This is a genomic window from Streptomyces zhaozhouensis (assembly GCF_900230195.1).
Classification (GTDB): Bacteria; Actinomycetota; Actinomycetes; order Streptomycetales; family Streptomycetaceae; genus Streptomyces; species Streptomyces zhaozhouensis.
Map to the genome: position 1 here is coordinate 105,686 of NZ_OCNE01000005.1, position 23,688 is coordinate 129,373.

At 76.8% G+C, this 23,688-nt stretch carries 18 protein-coding genes; 14 read left to right on the top strand and 4 right to left on the bottom strand.

Annotation, left to right across the window (positions count from 1 at the left end):
* Positions 1 to 101: 101 nt before the first annotated feature.
* Together CRP51_RS10165 and CRP51_RS10170 are read left to right on the top strand one after the other, a co-directional pair.
* Positions 102 to 2,054, top strand: coding sequence for a serine/threonine-protein kinase (locus tag CRP51_RS10165; RefSeq protein ID WP_097230747.1), 1,953 nt, complete (start codon positions 102 to 104; stop codon positions 2,052 to 2,054).
* 74 nt (positions 2,055 to 2,128) lie between these two features.
* Entirely contained in the window at positions 2,129 to 2,953 is an 825-nt protein-coding gene (locus CRP51_RS10170) for an FHA domain-containing protein (RefSeq protein ID WP_245880490.1), read from the top strand.
* A gap of 52 nt (positions 2,954 to 3,005) precedes the next feature.
* On the opposite strand, the gene CRP51_RS10175 is transcribed toward CRP51_RS10170, so the two are convergent.
* Positions 3,006 to 3,929, bottom strand: a complete 924-nt coding sequence (locus tag CRP51_RS10175; protein ID WP_097230748.1) for a LysR family transcriptional regulator — start codon at positions 3,927 to 3,929, stop codon at positions 3,006 to 3,008.
* 98 nt (positions 3,930 to 4,027) lie between these two features.
* Between CRP51_RS10175 and CRP51_RS10180 the strand changes: the two genes are divergently transcribed.
* The 7 genes from CRP51_RS10180 to CRP51_RS29945 all read left to right on the top strand — a co-directional run bounded on the left by CRP51_RS10180 (position 4,028) and on the right by CRP51_RS29945 (position 13,667).
* Positions 4,028 to 5,311 (top strand): MFS transporter, encoded by a 1,284-nt coding sequence (locus tag CRP51_RS10180; RefSeq protein WP_097230749.1) that lies wholly within the window; start codon positions 4,028 to 4,030, stop codon positions 5,309 to 5,311.
* A 32-nt stretch (positions 5,312 to 5,343) separates the two neighbouring features.
* Positions 5,344 to 5,670 carry a small secreted hydrophilic protein gene (locus CRP51_RS10185; RefSeq protein WP_097230750.1) on the top strand — a complete coding sequence of 109 codons (327 nt, stop codon included), beginning with the start codon at positions 5,344 to 5,346 and terminating at the stop codon, positions 5,668 to 5,670.
* Between the two features lie 79 nt (positions 5,671 to 5,749).
* Complete coding sequence (locus CRP51_RS10190; protein ID WP_342749029.1) at positions 5,750 to 7,111, top strand: sensor histidine kinase; 1,362 nt, start codon at positions 5,750 to 5,752, stop codon at positions 7,109 to 7,111.
* Positions 7,108 to 7,794, top strand: coding sequence for a response regulator transcription factor (locus CRP51_RS10195; protein ID WP_097230752.1), 687 nt, complete (start codon positions 7,108 to 7,110; stop codon positions 7,792 to 7,794). The genes CRP51_RS10190 and CRP51_RS10195 overlap by 4 nt, the downstream gene beginning before the upstream one ends.
* Before the next feature lie 148 nt (positions 7,795 to 7,942).
* Entirely contained in the window at positions 7,943 to 9,325 is a 1,383-nt protein-coding gene (locus tag CRP51_RS10200; RefSeq protein ID WP_245880510.1) for an SLC13 family permease, read from the top strand.
* A gap of 26 nt (positions 9,326 to 9,351) precedes the next feature.
* Entirely contained in the window at positions 9,352 to 10,524 is a 1,173-nt protein-coding gene (locus CRP51_RS10205; protein WP_097230754.1) for a glycerate kinase family protein, read from the top strand.
* A gap of 137 nt (positions 10,525 to 10,661) precedes the next feature.
* A complete protein-coding gene (locus tag CRP51_RS29945) occupies positions 10,662 to 13,667 on the top strand; it encodes an ATP-binding protein (RefSeq protein ID WP_097230755.1) in 3,006 nt (1,001 codons plus the stop codon).
* A gap of 57 nt (positions 13,668 to 13,724) precedes the next feature.
* Here the strand turns inward: CRP51_RS29945 and CRP51_RS10215 are convergent, their stop codons facing one another.
* Positions 13,725 to 13,931, bottom strand: coding sequence for a hypothetical protein (locus CRP51_RS10215; protein ID WP_097230756.1), 207 nt, complete (start codon positions 13,929 to 13,931; stop codon positions 13,725 to 13,727).
* Between the two features lie 4 nt (positions 13,932 to 13,935).
* Positions 13,936 to 16,887, bottom strand: coding sequence for a type 2 lanthipeptide synthetase LanM family protein (locus tag CRP51_RS10220; RefSeq protein WP_097230757.1), 2,952 nt, complete (start codon positions 16,885 to 16,887; stop codon positions 13,936 to 13,938).
* 165 nt (positions 16,888 to 17,052) lie between these two features.
* Between CRP51_RS10220 and CRP51_RS10225 the strand changes: the two genes are divergently transcribed.
* From CRP51_RS10225 to CRP51_RS10235, 3 genes are all read left to right on the top strand, one after another.
* Positions 17,053 to 18,702 carry a (2,3-dihydroxybenzoyl)adenylate synthase gene (locus CRP51_RS10225; RefSeq protein WP_097230758.1) on the top strand — a complete coding sequence of 550 codons (1,650 nt, stop codon included), beginning with the start codon at positions 17,053 to 17,055 and terminating at the stop codon, positions 18,700 to 18,702.
* Between the two features lie 259 nt (positions 18,703 to 18,961).
* Complete coding sequence (locus CRP51_RS10230; protein WP_097230759.1) at positions 18,962 to 19,192, top strand: DUF397 domain-containing protein; 231 nt, start codon at positions 18,962 to 18,964, stop codon at positions 19,190 to 19,192.
* Between the two features lie 107 nt (positions 19,193 to 19,299).
* Positions 19,300 to 20,253: a helix-turn-helix domain-containing protein gene (locus tag CRP51_RS10235; RefSeq protein ID WP_097230760.1), complete on the top strand. Its 954-nt coding sequence runs from the start codon at positions 19,300 to 19,302 to the stop codon at positions 20,251 to 20,253.
* 6 nt (positions 20,254 to 20,259) lie between these two features.
* Here CRP51_RS10235 and CRP51_RS10240 read toward each other — a convergent pair whose 3' ends face one another.
* Entirely contained in the window at positions 20,260 to 21,048 is a 789-nt protein-coding gene (locus CRP51_RS10240; RefSeq protein WP_281259644.1) for an SAM-dependent methyltransferase, read from the bottom strand.
* A gap of 251 nt (positions 21,049 to 21,299) precedes the next feature.
* Here CRP51_RS10240 and CRP51_RS10245 point away from each other — a divergent pair, with 251 nt between their 5' ends.
* Entirely contained in the window at positions 21,300 to 22,277 is a 978-nt protein-coding gene (locus CRP51_RS10245; RefSeq protein ID WP_097230762.1) for a helix-turn-helix transcriptional regulator, read from the top strand.
* A gap of 220 nt (positions 22,278 to 22,497) precedes the next feature.
* Entirely contained in the window at positions 22,498 to 23,646 is a 1,149-nt protein-coding gene (locus tag CRP51_RS10250; protein WP_245880491.1) for a winged helix DNA-binding domain-containing protein, read from the top strand.
* Positions 23,647 to 23,688 lie beyond the last annotated feature (42 nt).

Consider the following 23,688-nt stretch of genomic DNA (forward strand, 5'->3'; position numbering starts at 1 on the left):
TGAAGACCGCCGGGTAGGTGGCCCCGGGCGGCACGCCACGGCAGTAGGTTCTTCCCGTGCGTGCGCGGTGTGCGCACCGGTGCGCGGGGTGAGGGGGAAGGGTGCGTCCGGGAGACGAGTTAGCCGGCAAGTACGTCCTGCGGGAGGTCATCGGGAGGGGGCGCGGCGGCCATGTGTGGCGCGCCCACGACCGGTGGGCCGGCGGGGATGTCGCGCTCAAACCCGGACAGCCGGGAGCCGGTGGGGCGCTCCCCTTCGAGGCGTCGCTGGGGGAGCCGCGCGCCCTGGCGAAGTTCCGCGGCCACCCGCACGTGGTGACGTTGTTGAACGTCGTGGAGGCGTCGCCCGACGCGCCGGCGGGAACGAGCCACTGGCTGGTGCTGGAGTACATGCCGGGGGGCGGACTCGACCGCGGGCGGCTGCTGCCGCCCGAAGAGGCGGCCCGGGTCGGCGCCCAACTCGCGGACGCCCTGGCGGCGTTGCACGAGGGCGGCATCGTGCACTGCGACGTGAAGCCGGCCAACGTGGGCCGCGATCACCGGGGTACGGCGAAGCTGCTGGACTTCGGCGCCGCCTACCGCTTCCGGGACACGGCGACCGTGACCGTCAACGGGCCGTTCAGCTTCACCCCCGACTACGCGGCGCCGGAGATGGCCAAGGGGCACATCCCCCGGCCGGCCTCCGACGTCTTCAGCCTCGCGGCGACGGTGCACGCGCTGGTGACCGGCGCCCCGCCGCGCGGCGACGCCGCGCCGGACGACGCCACCACGGCCCGCACCGGCGAGAGCCGCGCGGGCGAGGGTCGCACGGAGGAGGACGACGAGGCGCTGCGGCGGTGGCGCGCCGAGCAGGGCGTGGTCCGGGTGGACACCGAGCGCGTCGGGCCGTTGGCGCCGGTGTTGGAGGCGATGCTGCGCCGCGACCCGGGCGCCAGGCCGGACGCCGCCGAGGCGGGCCGGCTGCTGGCGGCGGTCGCCGGCGAGGAGTCGACGTCCGGGGCGCGGACGGCGGGTCCCGGCCCGGACGCGACGACGGGCGAGGGGCCGCCCTCCCCGCGTCGCCGCTGGCCGTGGGCGGTCGGCGCCGCCGGCGCCGCCGCCCTGCTCGCCGCGCTGCTGGTGGTGGTCGACGGCGGCGGGGACGACGCGGAGGAGCCGGCGGCCCCGACCGCCGGCGAGGCGGGGGTCATCGGCGACCCGCGCACCGCCGACCTGTGCGCGCTGGTCGACGTGCCGGCGCTCAGCCAGCTCGGGGACGTCCGGGTGGACACGGACTTCGGCAACTTCGACCAGTGCGAGGTCATCCTCAACGAGGAGGGCGGGGGCGAGGGCCAGTCGCGGGTCGACGTCTCCCTCCAGGTGCGGCCCGGGGCGCCGCCCGAGGCGAGCCGGGTCACGCGCGAGATCGGCGGGCTGGCCGTGGTGCCGGGCGAGCCGGCGGCCGACGAGTGCCGGATGACGCTGGTGCCGCCGGGCGCCGAGGAGGAGGAGCGGGTGCTGCTGCTGCGCGCCACCGAGGAGGACGACCCGGTGGCCGGCGGGGCGGCGATGCTGTGCAACATCGCGGACACAGCGGCCAGGGGCGTGGCCGCCGTGCTCGCCGAGGGCGCGGTGCCGCGACTGCCGGCGGCGCGCGCCGAGGAGTCGCTGGTGTGGGAGAGCGCCTGCGGGCTGGTGGACCGGGAGGCGCTGGCGGCCGTTCCCGAGCTGGTCGGGGACGAGCCCGAGGTCGGGCTCATGGAGTGGTCGTGCGAGTGGGCCGACGACGACAGCGGCATGGAGGCGAAGGTCTCCTTCCACCGCGACCAGCCCGACTCCCTCCCGGACGGCGAGTGGCGGGCCTTGAACGGCTACGACACGCTGATCGCGGCGGGCAACGAGCCGGAGACCTGCTCCGCGTTCGTCGCGTACCGCGAGTACGGCGGGCAGGACGCCGACACCTACGCGGAGACGGTGCGGCTGTATGTCCGGGGGCCGCGCGCGATGGACGAGTTGTGCGGCGGGGTCACCGAGCTGGCCACCCAGGTGAGCAGGCGGCTGCCGCCGGCCGGCTGACCGGGAGGGGTCACGGCGCGGCCGGGCGAGACTGTGCCCACGACGCGACGAGACGTGAGGAAGGGGGCGCCGCGATGCGCCACGACCGTCCGCCGAGCCTGGCCAGGCTCGGCCAGGGCCAGGGCACGGCCGGCTCCCCCGCCGGCCCCGTCGTGCCCGGCACCCTGCACGCCAGGAGTCTGACGGGGAACCTGCGGGTCGCCCCCGACGCCGGGCGCACCATCAGCTTCGGGCGGGCCCTCGGCCCGGAGAACGCGCTGACCGTGGGTCGCGAGGACACCGGCGTCAGCCGCCGCCACGGCGAGGTGAGCTACCACGACCGGAGCTGGTGGCTGCGGAACACCGGCCAGCGGCTGATGCGGCTGCCGCGCGGGCAGTTGGTCCACAGCTCGACCGACCCGGTGCCGCTGGCCCCCGGGTACACCCCGGTCTTCGTGCGCGGCTTCGGCTACCGCGAGCACCTGGTCGAGCTGTACGTCACCGACCACGGCGACTCCGGGCCCCGCGCGCGGGACTCGGCGGAGACCGTTCCCCCGCGCCGCTGGCCGCTGACCGACGCGGAGCGGCTGGCGCTGATCGTGCTCGGGCAGGAGTATCTGCGCTACGACCTGGAGCCGAGGCCGTTGGTCTACCGCCGGGCGGTGGAGCAGCTGCGGGCCCTCCAGCCGGAGTACGGGTGGACCGAGCGCCGGGTGCAGGAGCGGGTGAGCGCGGTCCGCCGCCGGCTGGACCGCAGCGGCCTGGTGGAGGCAAAGCTGCTGCGCGAGGCCGACGACGACGCCAGCGACGCCACGCTGATGCACAACCTGCTGCGCGAGTTGGTGGACTCCACGACGCTGGTGCCGCCGGATCTCACGGCGTTGGAGCTGGCCCTGGACGCGCTCGACGGGGAGGCGTAGCCGGCACCGGCCCCGCGCGCGGCGACGGGCGCGCCCTCATCCGGTCGCGCCCTCATCCGGAGGCGCGCGCGGGGGCGGGGGCGCCGGCGAACTCCTCGTCCAGCAGCGCGGCCAGCGCGCGCAGCGCGGGGACGGCCCGGTCGGTGCGCCAGACCAGGCCGAGTTGGGACGCCTCGCCCAGCCCCGCGACGGGCAGGTAGCGGACGTCGCCCCGGGTGGCGCGGTCGGCGAGCGGCCGGCAGACGAGCAGGGCGTGCTCGCCGGCGGCCACCAGGGCCAGGCCCTCCTGCACGGTGCTGATGCCCGTCGTCGAGCGGATCGGGGCGCCGGCCGGGGTGGCGCTCGGCACCCGGGCGGCGCGCCAGTAGTCGGGCGCGTCCCCGGTCGGGTGGAGCAGGTCCAGGTCCGCCAGCGCCTCGACGGGCGCCGTGTCCGCCCGCGCCAGCGGGTGCCAGGAGGCGACGGCCAGCAGCCTGTCCTGCGGCGGAAAGCGGTAGCCCACCGTCAACCGGGGCTCGCGCATGGGCAGTTCGACGATCACGGCGTCCAACTCCCCGCCGAGCACGGCGGAGAACGGGGAGCCGAGCGGGATCTCGCTGAGCGCGATGCCGACCTCGTGCTCGGCACGCAGCCGCCGGAACGCCTCGGTGACCTCCTCGTAGACGCTGCCGTGGAACCCCACGCGCAGCTCGCGCAGCGCCGCCCGCCTGGCGCGCTCGTGGGCGCCGGCGATCACGGCCGTGAGCGTCTCGTAGGCGGGACGCACCTCGTCGACGAACTGGCCTCCGAACCGCGTGAGCGCCACCCGTCGGCTGGTGCGGTCCACCAGCCGCACGCCCAGCCGTCGTTCCAGGGCCGCGACCAGCTGGCTGACCCGGCTCTGGGAACACCCCAGGCGCTCCGCCGTCCGCCCGAAGTGCAACTCGTCGGCGAGCGTGAGCAGGCACTCGATCTGCTGGACGTGCACCGGGTTCATCGCCGCGCCTTCCGCCGGATCATCGATCAGCCTAGCTCATCGATCCGTTGAGAACTTCGGCGTTGTTCCCGGTCACGGGCGCTGTTTGGCTGGACGTCATGGGTTCGCACACGCCGGCGGGGAACGCCGGCCAGGACACGACGCGCACCACCCGCCGGCAGTGGGTCGCGGTCGCCGTGTTGTCGTTGAGCACCTTCGTGGTGGTCACCTCCGAGATGCTTCCGGTCGGTGTGCTGACGCCGATGGCCGAAGGGGTGGGCACCGGCACCGGCGCGGCCGGCCTCAGCCTGACGATCACCGGACTGGTCACCGCCGTCACCGCGCCGACGGTGCCACGGCTGCTCGGCGGCCAGGACCGGCGCCGGGTGCTGGCCGTCGCCATGGTGGTCCTCGCGGTGGGCAACGCGCTGACCGCAGTCGCCGACGGCTTCGGCGCGCTGGTGGTCTCCCGCGTCGTGCTGGGGCTCGGGATGGGGGCGGTGTGGGGGCTGGCCTCGGCGGTCGCCGTCCGGCTGGTCGCCGCGCGCGACACGGCGCTGGCCGTCTCCCTCGCGGTCGGCGGCGTCGCGGCGGCCTCGGTGGTCGGGGTGCCGTTGGGCACGGCGGTGGGCAACGCCCTCGGCTGGCGCGCCGCGTTCGCCTCGCTCGCCGGCGCGGCGCTGCTGCTGGCGGCCGCGCTGCCGCTCGTCCTCCCCGGGCTGCCGCGCCCTGCGGCGCCGGGCGGCGCGGACCCGCGCGAGGCGCCCGCGCCGCTGTGGCGCACCCCGGCGGTGGCCGTCGGCCTGGTGCTGATCGCCCTCCTGGTCACCGCGCACTTCGCCGCCTACACCTATGTGCGGCCGGTGCTGGAGGAGGTGACCGGCCTGTCCCCCACCCCGATCGCCCTGATGCTGCTGGTCTACGGGGTGTTCGGGCTGGCCGGCAACTTCCTGGCCGGGGCGTGGGCCGCCCGGCGGGCGCGCGCCACGCTGCTGACGCTGACCGCCGGCGTCGTCGCCTCCGTCGGTCTGCTGGCCCTCCTCGGCACGCTGACGGCCGTCACCGGGGCCGGCGTCGCGCTGTGGGGCCTGGCCTACGGCGGTGTGTCGGTGGCCGGTCAGATCTGGATGACGCAGGCCGCGCCCGAGCGGACGGAGCAGGTCACGGGCGTCTACGTCGGGATCTTCACCGCCGCCATCGCGCTGGGCGCGTTCCTCGGCGGACTGGCCGTCGAGGCCATCTCCCTCCCCCTCCTGCTGGGCGGCGCGGCGGCGCTCGCGGCCGTCGCGCTGGCGGTCGGGCTGCTGGGCCCCGGGCCCGCGCCCCGCGCGCGGGGCGGCGGCGCGGCGGCCGGCGCCCCGGTGACCACCCCGGATGAGGAATCTCTCATCTCCCGTTCATGACAGGGTGACCCCGCCGGCCGCAGGCTGAGGCCATGGCCTTCTCCCACCGGCTGGCGGTGCTCGCCGCCGTCGTCCTCATCCCCGTGACGATCGCGGGGGCGAGCCACGTGCTCGGCGACGACACGCCGTCGCCCGACGTCGCCCCCGACGTCCGGCTCCAGGACCCGTCGGACCCGGCGCCCTCCGCGTCGGCTCCCCCGTCGGAGCCGCCACGGGAGGATGTCGCGCCCCGTCCCCGAGCCACCGAGACCTCCCTCCATGACGACGAACGACCGCCCGGTGCGGGGCAGGACGCCCCGGACGACGACGACCGCTGGGACGACGACGGGGACGACGAGGACGACGGGGACGACGACTGAGGAGGGGTCCGGGGAGCGGGCACGGCGCCCGTTCCGGATCGGGGCCAGGTTCCGCATCCTGCTGTGGCTGGTGGTGCTCATGGCGGTGTCGCTGGTCACCGTCGTGGTCATCGTCCGCTCGGTGCTGTGGGGCGACATGAACGACCGGGTCCACCAGATCCTCGGCCAGGAGACCGCCGAGTTCGGCAACTTCGTGGAGTACGGGCGGGACGTCCGCACCGGTGAGCCGTTCTCCGACCCCAGGACGCTGCTGAACGACTACCTGGAGCGGCAGTTCCCCGAGCCCGCCGAGGAGTTGCTGGGCTTCGTGCCGGGCGAGGAGCGCGACACCCTGATCCGGCAACCGCGCGAGATCAGCGCGCGGCTGCCGCTGCACGAGGACCCGGCGTCGGTGGAGCGGATCATCGCCGACGAGGCGCGCTCCGGCACCCTGCGCCGGCCGCAGGGCGACGTCCGCTGGGCCAAGGTGAACATCGACCACGCCGGCTCCGACCGGCCGGCCGCGTTCCTCGTCACCTACCACCCGGCGAACGCGGAGGACTCGGTGCGGAACGTGGTGCGCACCCTCGTCCTGGTCTCCGGGATCGCGCTGCTGATGACCTGCGTCGTCGGCTGGTGGGTCGCGGGCGGGATCCTGGCGCCGGTGCGGCTGGTGCGCAACACCGCCGCCCAGCTGACCGAGCAGGACCTCGCCCGACGCATCCCGGTGCGCGGCTCGGACGACGTCTCCGCGCTCGCCGAGACCTTCAACGCGATGCTGGACCGGCTGGAGCGGGCCTTCGCCACCCAGCGCCGGTTCGTCGACGACGCCGGGCACGAGCTGCGCACGCCGATCACCATCGTGCGCGGCCATCTGGAGCTGATGAGCCAGGACGAGGGACCCGAGGCGGCGGCCGAGCGGCGCGAGACGCTGCGCCTGGTCAGTGACGAACTGGACCGGATGAGCCGCATCGTGGAGGATCTGCTGACGCTGGCCACCTCCGAGCAGCCGGACTTCACGCGCCCCGAGCCGGTGGAGCTGGCCGAGCTGACGGCCGACGTCTTCGTCAAGGCGCGGGCGTTGGGCGAGCGGCGCTGGGAGCTGGCCGAGGTCGCCGAGGGCGAGGCGGTGCTCGACCCCCAGCGCGTCACCCAGGCGATGGTGCAGTTGGCGCAGAACGCGGTGCGCCACACCGGCCCGGGCGACGTGGTGCGCGTCGGCTCGCGGTGGCGGGACGACCGGGTGGAGCTGTATGTCGCCGACAGCGGGCCCGGGGTCGCCGACGACGAGGCGCCGTTCGTCTTCGACCGCTTCTGGCGCGGCGCCGACCGCCGGGGCGGCGGGGCGGGGCTCGGGCTGTCCATCGTGCGCGCCATCGCCGAGGGCCACCGCGGGCGGGCCGGGCTGAGCCCGACGCCCGGCGGGGGCGCCACCTTCACGCTGACACTGGAGAGCGCATGAACCGGGTGCTGATCGCCGAGGACGAGGAGCGCATCGCCTCCTTCGTCCAGAAGGGGCTGCGGGCCAACGGGTTCACCACCACGGTCGCCGCCGACGGGGACGCCGCGCTGGCCCACGCGCTGAGCGGCGGGTTCGACCTGATGCTGCTCGACATAGGGCTGCCGGGTCTCGACGGGTTCTCGGTGCTGCGGCAGATGCGGGAGGCGCGCGTCGGGGTGCCGGTGATCGTGCTGACCGCGCGGGACTCGGTGCGGGACACCGTGGCCGGCCTTGAGGGCGGCGCGGACGACTGGATGACCAAGCCGTTCCGCTTCGAGGAGCTGCTGGCCAGGGTGCGGCTGCGCATCCGCACGGCGGCCGGCGCCCCGGAGGCGACCGTGCTGCGCAGCGGTGACCTCAGCCTGGACCTGCGGACCCGGCGCGCGCATACCGGCGGCGCACGGGTGGACCTGACGGCCCGGGAGTTCACCCTGCTCGAACTCTTCCTGCGCCACCCGGGGCAGGTGCTCTCGCGGGAGCAGATCCTCTCCCAGGTGTGGGGCTACGACTTCGACCCGGGCTCCAACATCGTGGACGTCTACGTCCGGGCGCTGCGCCGGAAGCTGGGCGGCGGCTGCGTGGAGACCCTGCGCGGGATGGGGTACCGGCTGCCGACCCCGGGGCCTGAGGGGCGCTCCGGCTGACCGTGGGGCGGGCGCCGGACGCGGCGACGCCCGCCGGATGAAGGCCCTCTCATCCGGGGTTCACCGAACCCTCAGCGGCCGTTCCCAGACTGGCCTGGTGTCCACGCTCACCGTTCACTCCGCGTTCTCCGCCCGCCGCTCGCTCGCGCTGGGGCTGTGCCTCGGCCTCGCGGGGCTGCTGGCGGTGCCGGCGAACTTCCCCGGCCTCGGCGCCGACGCGCGGTTGACGCTGGCGGTCTTCACGCTGGCCACCTGCGCCTGGGTCGCCACCCCGCTCGACGACACCCAGGTGGCGCTCGGCGCCGGCCTGGTGCTCACGGTGGGCGGGGTGACCGCGGCCGAGGCGTTCTTCGCGACCCTGGGCGATCCGACCATCTGGCTGCTGATCTGCGCGTTCGTGCTGGCCGCCGCCGTCGCGGAGAGCGGGCTGGCCGGGCGGCTGGCCGCCTTCCTGGTGGGCGGCGCCCGCACGGTGCGGCAGTTGGCGCACCTGACGACGGCCGCGCTGGTCGTCTCGGCGTTCGCGGTGCCGGCGACCTCCGGGCGGGCGGCGCTGGCCCTGCCGGTCTTCGTGGCGCTGGCGCGGGCGTTGGCCGGGCGCCGCAGGGTGGTGGTGGCGCTGGCGCTGCTCTTCCCCACGGTCATCCTGTTGTCCGCGGTCGCCACCCTGATCGGTGCCGGCGCCCATCTGATCACCGTCTCGGTGCTGTGGGAGGCCACCGGACAGCGGATCGGCTTCCACCAGTGGCTGCTGCTGGGGCTGCCGTTGGCCGTCGTCTCCTCCCATCTGGCGGCCGAGGTGGTGCTGGCGCTGACGACCCGCCGGGAGGACCGGCGGCTTCCGGTGCGGATCGCGCCCGCCGACATCGAGCGGTGCGGTGAACGGCCGGTGACCGGGCCGCTGACGCCGGTCGAGCGGCGGTGCGCGGCGCTGCTCGGCGCGGTGGTGGTGCTGTGGTCGGCGGAGCCGCTGCACGGGATGTCGCCCGCGCTGGTGGCGTTGGCCGGCGCCGTGGCCGTCACCGCCCCGGGCGTCGGCGCGGTGACGCTGCGGGCGGCGCTGGCGACGGTGCCGTGGTCGTTGCTGCTGTTCATGGCGGCGACGATGGGGATGGGCGTGGCGCTGCTGACCTCGGGCGCGGCCGAGTGGCTGCTGGGCTGGCTGCCCGAGGGGGCCGTCGCGCCGTGGCTCTTCCTGGGCGCGGTGGTGGCCTTGAGCACGGCGGCCCACCTGGTGCTCCAGTCGCGTTCCGCGCGGTCCGCCGTGCTGGTGCCGCTGGTGGTGGCGGGGGCGGTCGGCGCCGGGGTGGACCCGGTGTCGGCGGCGCTCGCCTCGACCGCGGCGGCCGGCTTCTGCCACACGCTGCCCGCCTCGGCGAAGCCCGTGGCGCTCTTCGGTGACGTCCCGGACGTCCCGACCTACACCCCGCGCGACCTGCTGCGGCTCTCCGCGGTGCTGGCACCGCTGACGGCCGCGCTGGTCCTGCTGTTCGCCCTGGCCGTCTGGCCGTTGTTCGGCGTCGCCCCGTGAGGGGGCGGTTCTTCGAGGAGAGTCCCATGGTGTTTCCCTACCGGATCGTGGTCGCCCCCAGCGGGTTCAAGGAGTCGCTGTCGGCGGCCGACGCCGCCGAGGCGATCGCCGCCGGGCTGCGCCGGGCGGCGCCGGGCGCCGAGATCGACCTGGTACCGCTGGTCGACGGCGGCGAGGGCACGGCCAGGGCGCTGGCCGCGGCGACCGGCGGGCGGCTGGTGCCGGTGGCCGCGACCGGGCCGACGGGCGATCCGCTCCACGCCGAACTGGCGGTGCTGGGCGGGACGGCGGTGGTGGAGATGGCGTCCGTCGCCGGACTCTCCCTGGTGCCGGCAGGGCTGCGCGACCCGGGGCTGACCACGACGCGCGGCGTCGGCGAGCTGGTGCGCGCCGCCCTGGACCTGGGGGCGCGCCGGGTGCTGGTCGGGTGCGGCGACTCGGGCACGTCCGACGGCGGCGCGGGGGCGCTCCAGGCGCTGGGCGCGCGCCTGCTGGACGCCGGGGGGCGCGAACTGCCGCCGGGGGGCGCGGCGTTGCGTCACCTGGACCGCATAGACCCGACGGGCCTGGACCCGAGGCTGGCCGGCACGGAACTGGTGGTGGCGTGCAACCCGTTCAACGTGCTGTGCGGGCCGCGCGGGGTCGCCCGGGTCTTCGGGCCGCAGAAGGGAGCCGGCCCGGCGCGGGTCGAGGAGCTGTCCTCGGCGCTGGAGCGGTGGGCCTCGGTGCTGGCCAGGGACGTGGCGCCGGCCGGGCTCGACCTGCGGTCGGGGGCGGGCACGGGCGCCTCGGGCGGGCTGGGGGCCGGGCTGGCCGCGCTGGGCGCGCGACTGCGGCCCCGGTTCGAGGTGCTGCTGGACCACTCCGGCCTGGACGCCCGGCTGGCGGCGGCTGACCTGGTGGTCACGGCGGAGGGCGCGCTGGACCGGGAGTCCTCCCGGGGCAAGGTCCCGGGCGAGGTGGCGCGCCGGGCGAAGGCGTTCGGGGTGCCCGTGCTGGTGCTGGCCGGCACCATCGGGGAGGGCGCGCGGGAGGCCACGCGGGTCGGCGTCGACGCCTGGAGCGGCATCCTGCCGGCGCCCGTCGGGCTGCCGGAGGCGCTGGCGCGCGGCGGGGAGTTCCTGGCGGACGCGGCGGAACGGGCGCTGCGGATGGTGCTGTTGGGCGGCCGGCTGGCCGAACGCGCCGTGCGCTCCTGAACGCGGGGCCGGTCGGCGCGGGCACGGGGGGCGTCCGGACGGCGACTGTCGGTGCGGGCTGCTACGGTCCGAACCGTGCGCACTTCCCGGGCGGCTTCCGGCGCGGGGTGCGGGCAGAGAGGGGCGGCGCGGGGCGCATGAGCGGTCAGTTACGGATGAGGGCGGCCGACCTGGTCGGCCGTGACGCGGAGTTGGCCGTCGTGGCGGCGACGCTCCGGGACGCGGCCGGCGGCCGGGGCGGCACGGTCTTCGTCACCGGGGAGCCCGGCATCGGGAAGACCCGGCTGGCGGCCGGCGCGCTGGAGCTGGCGCGCGGCGCCGGCATGGCGGTGCTGCGCGGCAGGTGCACCACGGTCGGCCCCGCGGTGCCGTTCCGTCCGCTGACCGAGGCGCTGTTGGCGCTGGCCAGGACGGGCGAGGCGCCGCCGGCCGAGGTGCTGGGCCCCTATCTGCCGGTGCTGGGCCGGCTGGTGCCGGAGTGGTCGACGGGAGGGGACTGCGACGACTCGCCGGTGGTGCTGGCCGAGGCGGTGCTGCGGCTGGCGTCGGCGCGGGGCCGGGCGCACGGCTGTCTGCTGGTCGTGGACGACCTGCAGGACGCGGACCCGGAGACGCTGGCGGTCATGGAGTACCTGGCGGCGAATCTCGCCGGGCAGCCGGTGGCCCTGTTGGCGACGGTGCGCTCCACGCCGTCGGCCGCGCGGGAGTTGACGGAGGCGGTGGCGCGGCGGGGGGAGGCCGTCCCGCTGCCGCTCGGCCGGCTGGGCGCGGCGGAGGTCCACGCGTTCACGGCCGGCTGCCTGGGCGTTCCGGCCGACGCGCTGCCGCGCGAGGTGTCGGCCGAGGTCTTCGCCGACAGCCACGGGATACCTTTCGTCGCCGAGGAGCTGGTGCGCGCGATGATCGCGGCCGGGCGGCTGGCCGGGGGCGGCGGCGGGTGGCGGCTGGTGCCGAGCGAACGCCCGTCCGTGCCGGTGACGTTGGTGCGGGTGGTGGCGGAGCGCGCCGGGCGGCTTGGGCCGGGAGGGGTGCGGGCGCTGTCGGTGGCGGCGGTGCTGGGGCGTGCCTTCCCGCTGTCGGTGCTGCGGCAGTGCGCGGGGCTGCCGGAGGAGACGCTGCTCGGGGCGGTGCGCGCGGCGCTGGCCGAGGGGCTGCTCCAGCCGGACGAGGAGCACGGCCACGGCTGGTACGCGTTCGCGCATCCGCTGGCCGAGGAGGCGCTGCTGTCGCTGCTCGGCCCGGCGGACCGGACGGAGCTGTCGGCGCTGGCCGCCGAGGCGGTGGCGGAGCTGTACCCGGGGCTGCCGGGCACCTGGTGCCTGCTGGCGGCGCGGCTGCGCCGGCACGCGGGCGAGCCGGGGGCGGCGGCCGGCCACTATCTGGAGGTGGCGCGCCGGGCGTTGGCCGGCAGCGGCCCGGGGACGGCGATCACCGTGGTCGACGAGGCGCTGGCGATGCTGGGCGACGCGCCGTTCGCGCCGGTGGGCGCCGGGGTGCACCGCTCGTTGCTGGAGACGCTGCTGCTGGCGCTGGCCGACGACGGGCGCTTCGACCGCGCGGTCGGGGTCGCCGACCGGCTGCGCCGGGCCGACCTGGCCGCGGCGCCGGGCGCGGACGCCGCCCGCCGGGTGGAGCTGCACGTGCGGCTGGCGTGGGCGGCCGAGGTGGCGGGCCGTTGGCAGGAGGGCCTGGCGCAGGTCGCCGAGGCCAGGGCGCTGCTGCCGCCGGACGCCGGCGGGGCGGAGACCGCCGGGATCGACGCGGTGGAGGCGTATCTGACGGTCTCCGACACCCGCCCGGGGCACATCGCGCACAGCGCGCGGCTGGCGCGCCGCGCCATCGAGGGCGCGTGGCAGCGGGAGGACCCGGCGCTGGCCTGCCAGGCGTGGTACGCGGTGGGCGCGGCGGGCCGGGGCCGTTCGCTGGCCGCCTCCGACCGGTGCTTCCGGGAGACGCTGCGGATCGCCACCGCCCACGAGTTGAACGGCTGGCGCGCGCACGGGCTGTGGGGTCTCGGGGGCAACGCCTGGCTGGCGGAGGCGGAGACCGACGCGCTGACCTACGCGTGGCACGAGGCACTGCGGACGGGATGCGTGTCCCTGGCGCACAACGCGGGCGCGCTGCTGGCGCTGGACGCGGCGCTGCGCGCGGACTTCGCGCGCGCGGAGCAGCTGGTGGACGGCGCGTTGGACGAGACGCGGCGGCTGAAGCTGGCGTCGGTGACGCGTTATCTGCTGATGGTGCGCGCCGTGGTCGCCGCGCACCGGGGGCGGCGGACGGGGATGCGGGCGGCGCTGGCCGAGTTCCGGGCCGACGGTGGCGAGCGGTCGATGGAGGCGCCGCTGGCGCGGGGGCTCGGGGAGCTGTTCTGCGCGCTGTTGGAGGAGGACCGGCCCCGGGCGACCCGGCTGGCCGCCTCGGTGACGGCCGTGGCCAGGGCCGACGAGGAGGAGTTCTTCCATCTGACGGGCCCGCACGGGCTGGTGCTGCTGCTCGACGTGCTGGACGGCCGGGCGGGCCGCGCCGAGTGGGAGCGGATCACCGCGGGGCAGGCCGGCAGGCTGCGGTGGAACCGCCAGTTCGGCCGGCTGGCGCTCGCCGTGCTGGAGGGCAGGGAGGGCCGGGCGGAGCGGGCCGAGGCGGCGACGCGCGAGGCGTGGGCCGACGCGGAGCCGTTCCCGGTGGCGCGGTGGTTGGGGACGCGGCTGGTGGCGGAGGCGGCGCTGGCCGACGGCTGGGGCGAGCCGCGCCGGTGGCTGGCCGAGGCCGAGGAGTTCTTCCACCGGGCCGGGGTCATCGCGGTGGCCGGCGCGTGCCGTTCGCTGCTGCGGGGCGTGGGGGTGGTGGTGCGGCAGCGCCGCGCCGGCACCGACCGGATACCGGAGCCGCTGCGGGCGATGGGGCTGACCACCCGGGAGTACGACGTCTTCCGGCTGCTGGTCGACCGCCCGGGGAACAAGGCGCTGGCGGCGCGGCTGCACCTGTCGGCGCGCACGGTCGAGAAGCATGTGGCGAGCCTGCTGTCCAAGACGGGCACCGGGGACCGCCACCGGCTGTGCGAGTTCGCGGCCGACTTCCTGTCGTCGCCGGCCGGCTCCGGGGAGCGCGGTCAGCCGGCGGACGGCGAGGCGGTCCCCCCGTAGGGCGCGGGGCGCCGCGTGGGGGCGCGGCCCGGTGCCGGGAGGCGCCCCCGCGCGTGGTCAGCCGATGCCGACGTTGACGCTGACCGAGGTGGTCCCCGGTTCGTTGTTGAGCACGACGGTGACGACGGCCGCGCCGACGGTGGCGCCCGTGAGGATCGCCAGCCGCACTCTCGCCCGCCGGGCCGAGCGGGCCTCCGAGGACTCGTCGGCCTCCTCCGTCGCCGCCTCCTCGTCCCACGGCTCGTTCGACTGTTCGTCCGCCACCTGGTCACGCTCCTTCCGTTGTCCTGGTTTCCGTTGCTCGGTCGTGGTGCCGGGTGCCGCGCCGGGCCCCGGGTCGGTCGCCCGTGCGGGACGGGACGCCCTCGCCGTCCCCCGCCCGCAGGCGGAGCACCGAGGGGACCTCGGGGCCGAGGGCCAGCCGCAGCAGGCCGTGGCCGATGCCCGCGAGGCCGTTCAGCAGGCCGGGCGTCGGCACGCCGTCGGGCGTGCCGCAGCGCGGGCCTTCGCGTTCGATGGCGTGCAGCAGCCGGGTCACCGCGGGGTGGGCGGGCGGGCCTTCGCCCCTCGTGTCCGCCACCAGCGGTTCCAGCAGGCCGAGTTCGCCGTGGCAGAGCGAGTGGTCCGGTCCCGGCGCCCGGTCGGCGAGCCGCTCGCGGTGCGCGGCGCGCGCGGCGGCCGAGCCGCCGGCCAGCAGCGTGCCGGCGAGGCCGGCGCACCAGCCGAGGTCGGCGGCGGGGGGCGCGGCGGCGGTCGGGCGGCCCAGCGCGAGGTCGACGCCGGCGCTCCCCCGCAGCAGGCCGGGCGCGGCCGGGGGCGTGGCGCGTTCCAGGCGCGCGGTGAGCGCGGCGGCGAGCGCGGCGGCCCCCGGCGTGCCCCGGGCGCGCAGCGCCTCGGCGCCGAGCAGGGCGCCGGCGAGGCCGTCGGCGAGGTCGGCCGTGTCGGCGCGCGCGGCGGCCGAGGCGAGCGCGGTCCGCGCGTCGGGCAGCGCGGCGGTCAGCTCCTCGCTGTCCAGCAGCCGCGCCAGCCGGGCGGTGGCGTAGGCGAGGCCGCCGACGCCGTGGAACCCGCCGGGCCCGACGGCGTCCGCCAGTTCGGGGTGGGCGGCCAGCAGCCGCAGGGTGGCGGGCAGCGGGCGGGTGACGGCGTCGGCCGCCGCCGTCAGGTAGCGGTCGCGGCCGGTGGCGCGGCCCAGCTCGGCCAGGAACAGGGCCGTGCCGGGGTAGCCGTCGGCGAGCGCGGCGCCCTGCGGGTGGAGGAACCAGCGGCGTGCGCCCAGCAGATGGAGACCGGCCCAGTTGACGCGTGCCCCGTCCGTCCTGGCCAGCGCGAGCAGCCGGTCGCCCACGTTCTCGGCGAGCGCGCTCGCCCATTCGGCCCCGGGCGGCGCGCCCACGGCGGTGCCCGGCGGCACGGGCGGCGTCCCGGGGTCGGCGCGGTGGCCGGCGAACGGCCGCGTGGTGGCGAGGGAGGCGCGCACCACCCAGTCCTGGAAGCCGCGTTCCGTCTCGTCCCAGCCGCGCAGCGCGGCGACGGCGGCGGCCAGTCCCGGGCCCGGCAGGACGTCCGGCACGGTGCGGCCGGTCGCGGTGCGCACGTCGGCGGAGCCGGGGGTGGTGGTCAGCAGCGGGATGTCGCCGTCGAGCAGCTCGGCCAGCTCGTGGTCGGCGAGCGCGGCGGGGCGGGGGCGTCCGGTGTCCTCGTGGAGGGCGGCGAAGGCGCGGCGCCTGGCGGCCAGGGTTCGCAGCGCCTCGGGTGCGGTGGCCTCGGCGAGCAGGTCGGCGTACTCCTGGCTCGGGCGGACGACCAGCCGGGTGCGCTCCTCCGCGAAACGTATCAACGGGCCGTCTTCGGCGGTGAGTTCGGCGGCGTGCGCGGACAGCAGGCGGTGTGCGGCGCGGAAGCCGTCGCGCAGCGCGCCGGCGTGGTCGGCCGGCACGGGCGGGGCGTGCGGCGGCGGGAGGGTGGGGCGGTTGGGTCCGCCGGGCCAGGGCAGCCGCCCGCGGACCAGCCGCATCCGGTCGGTGCCGGCGTCCTCCCAGGTGGGGAGGTGTCCGGGGGTGAGCTGGCCGGCGTGGGCGCCGACGGCCGAGCTGTCGATGGCGCCGGCCTCGCCGAGCAGCGGCTGCGGCAGCACGGCGGTGCGGTGCGCCGACTCGGCGAGGGCGTCCGCCGCCGGGTCGGGGCCGCCGTCGGTCAGCGGCGGGGCCGAGGGGTGGAAGAGGGTCTCCACGTCGACCACCACGGGGTGGCCGCCGGCCGCGATGACGTTCTCTGCGTGGATGTCGACCGCGCGGACGGCCTGGAGCAGCGCGAGTTGCGCGCCGGTACGCGCGTAGAAGGCCGCGACCTCGGCCTCGTGGGCGCAGGGCGCCGGGGCGACGAAGCCGGCCCAGCCGTAGCCGTCGCGCGGCAGCAGCTCGACGGCGCGCGGCGCCAGGTCCGGGCGCCGGCGGGCGAACCATTCCAGCAGCTCGTTCCACCGGGCGTGCGCCCCCAGGGGCCGGGGCTTGTGGACCAGCCGGCGGCCGTCGGCGAACTCCAGCAGCGCGACCGTCCGGCCGCCGGCGTGCGGGTCGCCGAGCCCCAGGCGGACCCGGGTCGGCGCGCCGGGGACGGCGTCGCCGGCCAGCAGGGTGGCGGCCAGGGCGGCGCGGTCGGCGCGCCACCGGCCGAGCAGCTCGACGGCGACGTCGACGGCGGTCAGGCAGCGTCCGCCCCACAGCCGGCCCAACACCGGGTGTCCCGCGAGGAGTTCGGTGAGGGCGGGGCGGGTGGCGAGGGCGCGCAGCGCCTCGTCGAAGCGGTCTGTGGGCGTGGCGCCGGTCAACTCCCCCGCCGCGCGCGCCTTGTGGACGTGGCCGACCAGCGTGCGCGCCCCGGCCGTGGCGAGTTGGGCGGCGAGCCAGCGGCGGGTGCCGGCCCACACCGCGCGCGCGTCGGCGTCCCGCGCGGCGGGCGCGGCGGCGGCGAAGGCGGCGTCGGCCGCCGCCAGCAGCGGCGCCAACGGCGGCGCCAGCAGCCCCGCGAGGTCCTGCGCCGGGCGCGGGGCCGGGGCCGGCGGCCGCGCGGGCGCCGCCGCGAGGGCGCGCTCGACGTACGCGGCCCAGGGCGGCGGCCCGTCGGTGGCCCGCTCGTCCTCGTCGCGGGCCGGCAGCCACCACGGGGCGGCAACGCCCGTCCCGCGACGGGCGTTCGGCGGCGCGGTGACTGGGTGCATGGGACGACTCTTTCAGAACGGGCAGGGCCGGTCATGGGGGAAACTCCCCCAGTTTCTCCACAGCCGGAAAGCGCTAAGGTGAGGCTAACCTAAGTTGAGGATCGCTCCTCGGCTCGCAGGACACCGCCGTCCGCCCCGTCTCCGCGCTTCCCCCAGGAGGTCCCGGTGTTCCCTCCGTCCGCCCCCGTCCCCCAGGCCGCCCCGGACCAGCCCCCCGCGCCCGGCTGGCCCGAGGAGGACGCCGACCGCTACCGCGCCGCCGGCCACTGGCGCGGGGAGACCCTCGGCCGGGTGCTGCGCGACCGCGCCGTGGCCCACCCCGACCGGGTGGCCCTGGTGGACGGGCCGCGCCGCTGGAGCTACGCCCGGCTGGACGCCGCGGTCGACCGGATGGCCGCAGGACTCTCCGCCCTCGGACTGGTCCCCGGCGACCGCGTCGTGGTGCGCCTCCCCAACGCCGCCGAGTTCTTCGAGCTTCTGCTGGCCCTCCTCCGGCTCGGCGCGCTCCCGGTCCTCGCCCAACCGGCCGACCGGGACGCCGAGTTGCGCAACCTGTGCGCCTCCGCCGAGGCCGTCGCCCTGGTGGTCGGCGACCAGGGCGACGGACACGACGTCCGCACCCTCGCGAGCCGGGTCCGCCGTCGGGTGCCCTCGCTCTCCCACGTGCTGGTGGCCGGCGAGCCCGGGGCGCACACCCCGCTGGACGCCGTACCCACCGACCCGGTCCGCCCGTCGCACGGGCCGAGGCCGTCCGATCCCGCGCTGCTGCGCCCCTCCGGCTCGTCGACCGGCGCGCCCCGGCTGGTGGCGCGCACCCACGACGACCTGCTGCACCAACTGCGGACCGCCGGTGAGGTCTCCGGCGTCGACGCCTCCGCGGTCTTTCTCTGCGCCCTTCCCGCCGGTTCCACGCTGGCGCTGAGCGCCCCCGGCGCGCTCGGTACCCTGTGCGCCGGGGGGCGCGTGGTGGTCTGTCCGCACCCGGCGCCGGACACCGCGTTCCCGCTGATCGCGCGGGAGAGGGTCACCCACACCACGCTCGTCCCCCCGCTTGCCGGAAGCTGGATCGCGGCCGCGACGACCACCCTGCACGACCTGTCCTCCCTCCGACTGCTCCAGGTGGGCGGCGCCCCGCTGGCCGAAAGGACCGCGCGCCGGGTCGCGCCGGCGCTGGGCTGCGCGCTGCAACAGCTCTACACGACGGCCGAGGGGCTGGTCAGCGCGACCCGGCTGGACGACCCGGTGGAGACCGTGGTCACCACCCAGGGCCGCCCGCTCTCCCCGGACGTCGAGGCCCGCGTGGTGGACGGCGACGAGGCCGAGGTGCCGCCCGGCGAGCCGGGGCAACTGCTGCTCCGCGGCCCGGCCACCGTCCGCGGCTACTGGCGCGCGCCGGAGGAGGGCCGCTTCGCCTTCACCCCCGACGGGTTCCACCGCACCGGCGACCTGGTGCGGCGCACGGAACGCGGCGACCTGGTGGTGGTCGGCCGGGTCAGGCGTCAGATCAACAGGGGCGGCCAGCAGTTCGCGCCCGAGGAGGTCGAGAACCACCTGCTGGCCCACCCGGCCGTGTACGACGCGCGGATCGTCGGCGTCCCCGACCCGTCGCTCGGCGCCCGGGTCGGAGCCCAACTCGTCGCACGCCCCGGCGCGACACCGCCCTCCCGGGATGTTGTCCGGGCGTTTCTGCGGGACCGCGGCCTGGCCGAGTACAAGATCCCCGAGCGGGTCGAGTGCCTGCCCGCCCTCCCGCACGCCGATCCACCCCCCACCCCCCGGGCCCTGACGGGGACCGCGCCGGCGGGCCGACCCTGAGGCCGCCGGCGGGAGGAGACCCGAACATCGGCGAACTCCCGTACCCGGCAAGTCCGTTCACGCCAGGCCCACGCCATGGAACTGGCACACGGAGGGGCCCAGACGCCCCGTACCGCCACCCCTCCGGGGGACGCGTCCGCACCCCCGCCCCGGCTACGGTTCCCGGGTCGCGCACCGGTGCACCAGGCGACGTCCCGGCCCGCGCCGCCCGTCGGCGACGCGGTGCGAATATCCGTACGAGAAGGGAAGAACTGTGCCCATGGTGTTCGAGAACGGCGGTCCTTCGGACCGCATCAGCGGTGTCACGTGGGTCAAGAGCGCCGCGAGCGCGGGCGACGGCAACTGCGTCGAGCTGGCGGCGCTCCCGAACGGCGAGGTCGCGGTCCGCAACTCCCGCTTCCCCCAGGGACCGGCGCTGGTGTACACGCCCGCGGAGATGCGGGCCTTCGTCTCCGGGGTGCGGTCGGGCGATTTCGATTCGCTGCTGTGACGACCCGGTGAGGACCTGAACCGCCCTGCCCCGCAGGGCGGTTGCGCGGACAGCCGCACTTCCGTCGGGGATACTGAACGTCGACATCCCTACCACGGAGCGTGCCCATGTCCGTTAGCGGTCCCAGCCGACTCACCGTCGCCGCCTCCGGCGACCCGTGCGCCACGCGCTGGGGCACGCCGGAGGCGGCGCAGCGGGTGCTGGGCGAGAGCCTGCGCCAGCTGCGCCACGACGCCGGGTTGACGTTGCGGGAGGTCGCCGAGCCACTGCGGGGCTCGGAGGCCAAGGTGAGCCGGCTGGAGCGGGGCGCCGGCTCGCCCAAGGAGCGCGACATCGAGGACCTGATCGTCTTCTTCCGCGTCCCCGACGAGAAGGCCAGGGAGATCCGGGCGCTGCTGCGGCAGGCCAGGGAGAGCCCCTGGTGGTCGCAGTTCAGCGACGTGACGCCCAGCTACCTGCGCCGGCTGATAGGGCTGGAGGGATCGGCCGCCGGCATCCACACCTACGAGAACCACGTGGTGCCCGGCCTCCTCCAGACCGAGGAGTACGCCAGGGCCGTGATCAGGGCGGCGCTGCCGCAGGCCGACCTCATGACCGTGGAGCGGAAGGTCGAGCTGCGGGTCTCCCGGCAGAAGGTGCTCCAGTCGGCGCAGCCTCCGATGGTCCGCGCCCTGCTGGACGAGGCGATCCTGCGCCGCCCGGTCGGCGACTACGGCGTGATGTGGCGGCAGTTGCGCCATCTGCGGGAGGTCGCGCGGCGCCCGTCCGTGCGGCTGCGGGTCGTGGAGTTCGAGCAGGGCACCGGGCGCGTTCCGCACTACCCCATCACCCGGCTGCACTTCGGGGACGGCGGGCCTTCCGAGCTGGTCTACGTGGAGCATCTGGAGAGCGCGACCTATGTGACGCGTCCCACCGAACTGGAGCGCTACCGCAGCCTGTTGGAGGAGGTCGGCGAGGCGGCCTCCGGCTGGGAGCGCACCGAGGAGCTGCTGACCGGGGCCATCGAGGAGTACCGGCGCAAGGACCTGGGGGACCGGCGGGCCCGCGGCCGCGCGCGGTGAGCGGGGTCAGGTCGCGGCGACCCCGCACCAGCCGGTCCACTCGTCGGTGCGCTGCGGCGGCTGGAGCCGGTCGTCCGGGCGCCAGTGGCGCACGTCGGTCAGCCCGGGATCCAGCAGCCGCGTCCCGGCGAAGTACCCGGCCACGTCGGCGCGTTCCCGCACCCTGCCCCAGCGGCCCCCGGTCAGCTCGGCCATCAGCGCGGTGATCCGGCGACGGACCAGCGCGTCGTCGCTGACCAGGTGCGAGAGGGCGACGAAACTGCCGGGTGGCAGCCGGGCGCTGACGTCGGCGACCAGTTCGGCGGGGGCCTGGGCGTCCGTCAGGCAGTGCAGCACGGAGCCGAAGAGCGCCGCCGTGGGCTCGGCGGCCAGCAGCCGGCGGACCCCGGGGTCGGCGAAGACGCGCTCCGGGCGCGTGATGTCGGCCCGCACGACCAGGGTGTCCCGGTCCTCCTCCAGGACCAGCCGGCCGTGGGCGACGGCCATGGGGTCGATGTCCACGTAGACCACCCGGGCGCCCGGCACGTGCCGCCTGGCGATCTGGTGGACGTTCTCCCTGGCCGGCATCCCGACGCCGAAGTCGATGTACTGGGTGACCCCGTGGTCCCTGGCGAGCACCCGGACGGCGCGCTCCAGGAAGGCCCGGCAGTTGCGGACCACGGCGACGCTGCTGGGGGCGAGGGCGAGCAGCCGGGCGACGGCCTCCCGGTCGGCCCTGTAGTGCTCGGCGCCGCCCAGCAGGTAGTCGTGCATTCGCGCGACGCTTGGCGTGGTGGTGTCGATCCGCGCGCTGATTCCCCGCCTCCCGTTCCCTCACCGCTCTCACCGGGGCAGGCCCACCGAGGGCGCCGTGGGGGCCGACTGTAGTGCACGTCCCCGCCCGATCTCAGGTGTTCACGGGGGGAGTTGGCGGGCACACCCCCGGGGCGCGCGACGCGGCGGGGGGCGCACGTCGTGGGCCGCGCCGTGGCGGCGTCGTCGAAGCGCGCCTCGGCCCCCCGGCAAGGTGACAGGGTGTGTCACCTGCCGCGGGGAGAATCGCCACCATGCAGAAGACCTCCGCACGCCTGCTGGCCCTGTTGTCACTGCTGGGGACCCGTCGCGACTGGCCTGGCGCCCTGCTGGCCGAGCGGCTCGACATCAGCCTGCGCACCGTGCGCCGCGACATCGACCGGCTGCGCGAACTCGGCTACCCCGTCTCGGCGACCAAGGGCCCCGAGGGCGGCTACCGCCTCGCGGCCGGCGCCGACCTGCCCCCGCTGCTGTTCGACGACGAGCAGGCCATCGCCCTCACCCTCGCCCTCCAGATCGCCGCCACCACCGAGGGCAGCGGCCACGCCGAGCCGGCCGCCCGTGCCCTGCGCACCGTCCGCCAGGTGATGCCCGCCCGGCTGCGCAACCGCGTCGACGCGCTGCGGGTCACCGCCGTCGAACGCCCCACCGCGCGACCGGCCGCGCCCGTCGGCGGCGACGTGCTGCTCGCGCTCAGCGCCGCCGCCCACGCCCACGAGGTCCTGCGCTTCGACTACGGCCCGGGGGAACCCGACCGGCCCCCGCGACGCGTCGAGCCCCACCACGTCCTCACCCGGGACGGGCGCTGGTACCTCGTCGCCTTCGACCTCGACCGCCAGGACTGGCGTATCTTCCGCGCCGACCGGATCACCCCGCGCGTCCCGAACGGGCCCCGCTTCAGCCCGCGACGACTGCCCGGAGGCGACGTGGCCACCTTTGTCACCGGCCGGTTCCGCGGCGCCACCGACACCACCGGCGACTGGCCCTGCACCGGCACCGTCGTCCTCGCGCTGGGCGCCGCCGCGCTGGCCCCCTACGTCCGGGACGGCGTGCTGGAGGAGATCGGCCCGGACCGTTGCCGCCTCACCCTCGGATCGTGGTCCTGGACCAGCCTCGCCGCCGACATCGCCCGTTTCGACGTCGACACCACGGTCGTCGGCCCGCCAGAACTGACCCACGCGTTCGCACACCTGGCCCGCCGGTGCGCCGCCACGACCGGCCAGGCCACGTAGCGGAACGCGGGAGCACGGGAGCACGGGCTCGAGAGGACGCGGGAACAGGGGAACGCGGGAGTGCCGGACAGAAAACGCGGGAGTGCCGGACAGAAACTGACCGCTGCGCCGGGCAGCATCCCCGACCATGGCGCACTCCTCCTCCGCACCCGTCCCCGCCGCCTCCCCCCGCGGGAGGCCGCGCGGCCTCCGTCCCCTCCCCGCCGCGCCGGTCCGCCGTGTGACCGACCGGGAACGCCGCGCGCGGCTCGCCACGAGGCACGCGCTGGCCCCCGCCCACCGGGTCGGGTCGCCGTCGGCCGTCGCGCGGGCGATGACCGTGCTGCACGCGACGGAGCCCGCCACCGTCCCGCTGTCCTGCCACGCCCGGATGCACTCGCTGACGATCCGGGAGGTGGACCGCGCGCTCTTCACCGATCGCGGCCTCGTCAAGCAACTCGCCATGCGCCGCACGCTGTTCGCCTTCCCGCGCGACCTGCTCCCCGCCGCCTGGGCGGGCGCGTCCGCCCGCGTCGCGGCCGTCGAGCGCGCCCGCGTCACGCGGGACGTGGTCGCGGCCGGCCTCGCCTCCGACGGGGACGACTGGCTCGACCGCGCCCGCGGCGAAGTCCTCGCCCTCCTGGCCGACCACCCCGACGGGCTGACCGCACGCGAGATCCGCGGCGCCGTACCGAGGATCGACGTGCGGGTCGCGGTGCGGCCCGGCGATCCCTGGACGGCCTCGCGCGTCCTCACCCAGCTGGGCGCCACGGCCGACCTGGTCCGCGGCACCAACACCGCCGACTGGTACGTCTCCCGCCCCCGGTGGACGCGCACCCGCGACTGGCTGGGCGACACGCCCGCGCCGATGACCGCGGCGGACGGCTACCGGGAGATCACCCGCCGCTGGCTGTACAGCTTCGGTCCGGGAACGGAGGACGACCTCGTGTGGTGGCTCGGCGCCACCAGGACGATCGTCCGCGAGGCGCTCGCCGCTCTCGGCGCGGTGCCCGTCGCCCTGGACACCGGGGCGATCGGCTGGCTGCTGGCCGACGACGTGGACGAGCTCGCCGATCCGGGCCCCTGGGCCGCGCTGCTGCCGGTGCTGGACCCGACCGTGATGGGGTGGCGGGCCCGCGACTTCTATCTCGGCCCGCACCGGGAGCCGCTCTTCGAACGCCGCGGCAACGCCGGGACGACCGCCTGGGTCAACGGCCGGGTGGTGGGCTGCTGGGTGCAGGACGAGGCGGGCCGGGTGCGCGTGCGCCCGCTGGAGCGGTTGTCGGCCGACGAGGAACGCCTGCTCGGCGCGGAGACCGAGCGGCTGACCGCCTGGCTCGCGGGCTTCCGTGTCCCCACCGGCTACGTCTCACCCGCGATGAGGCCCTGAGCGCCGCGGCCCCGCCCCGGGCCTGCGCGGGGCCGCCGGCCG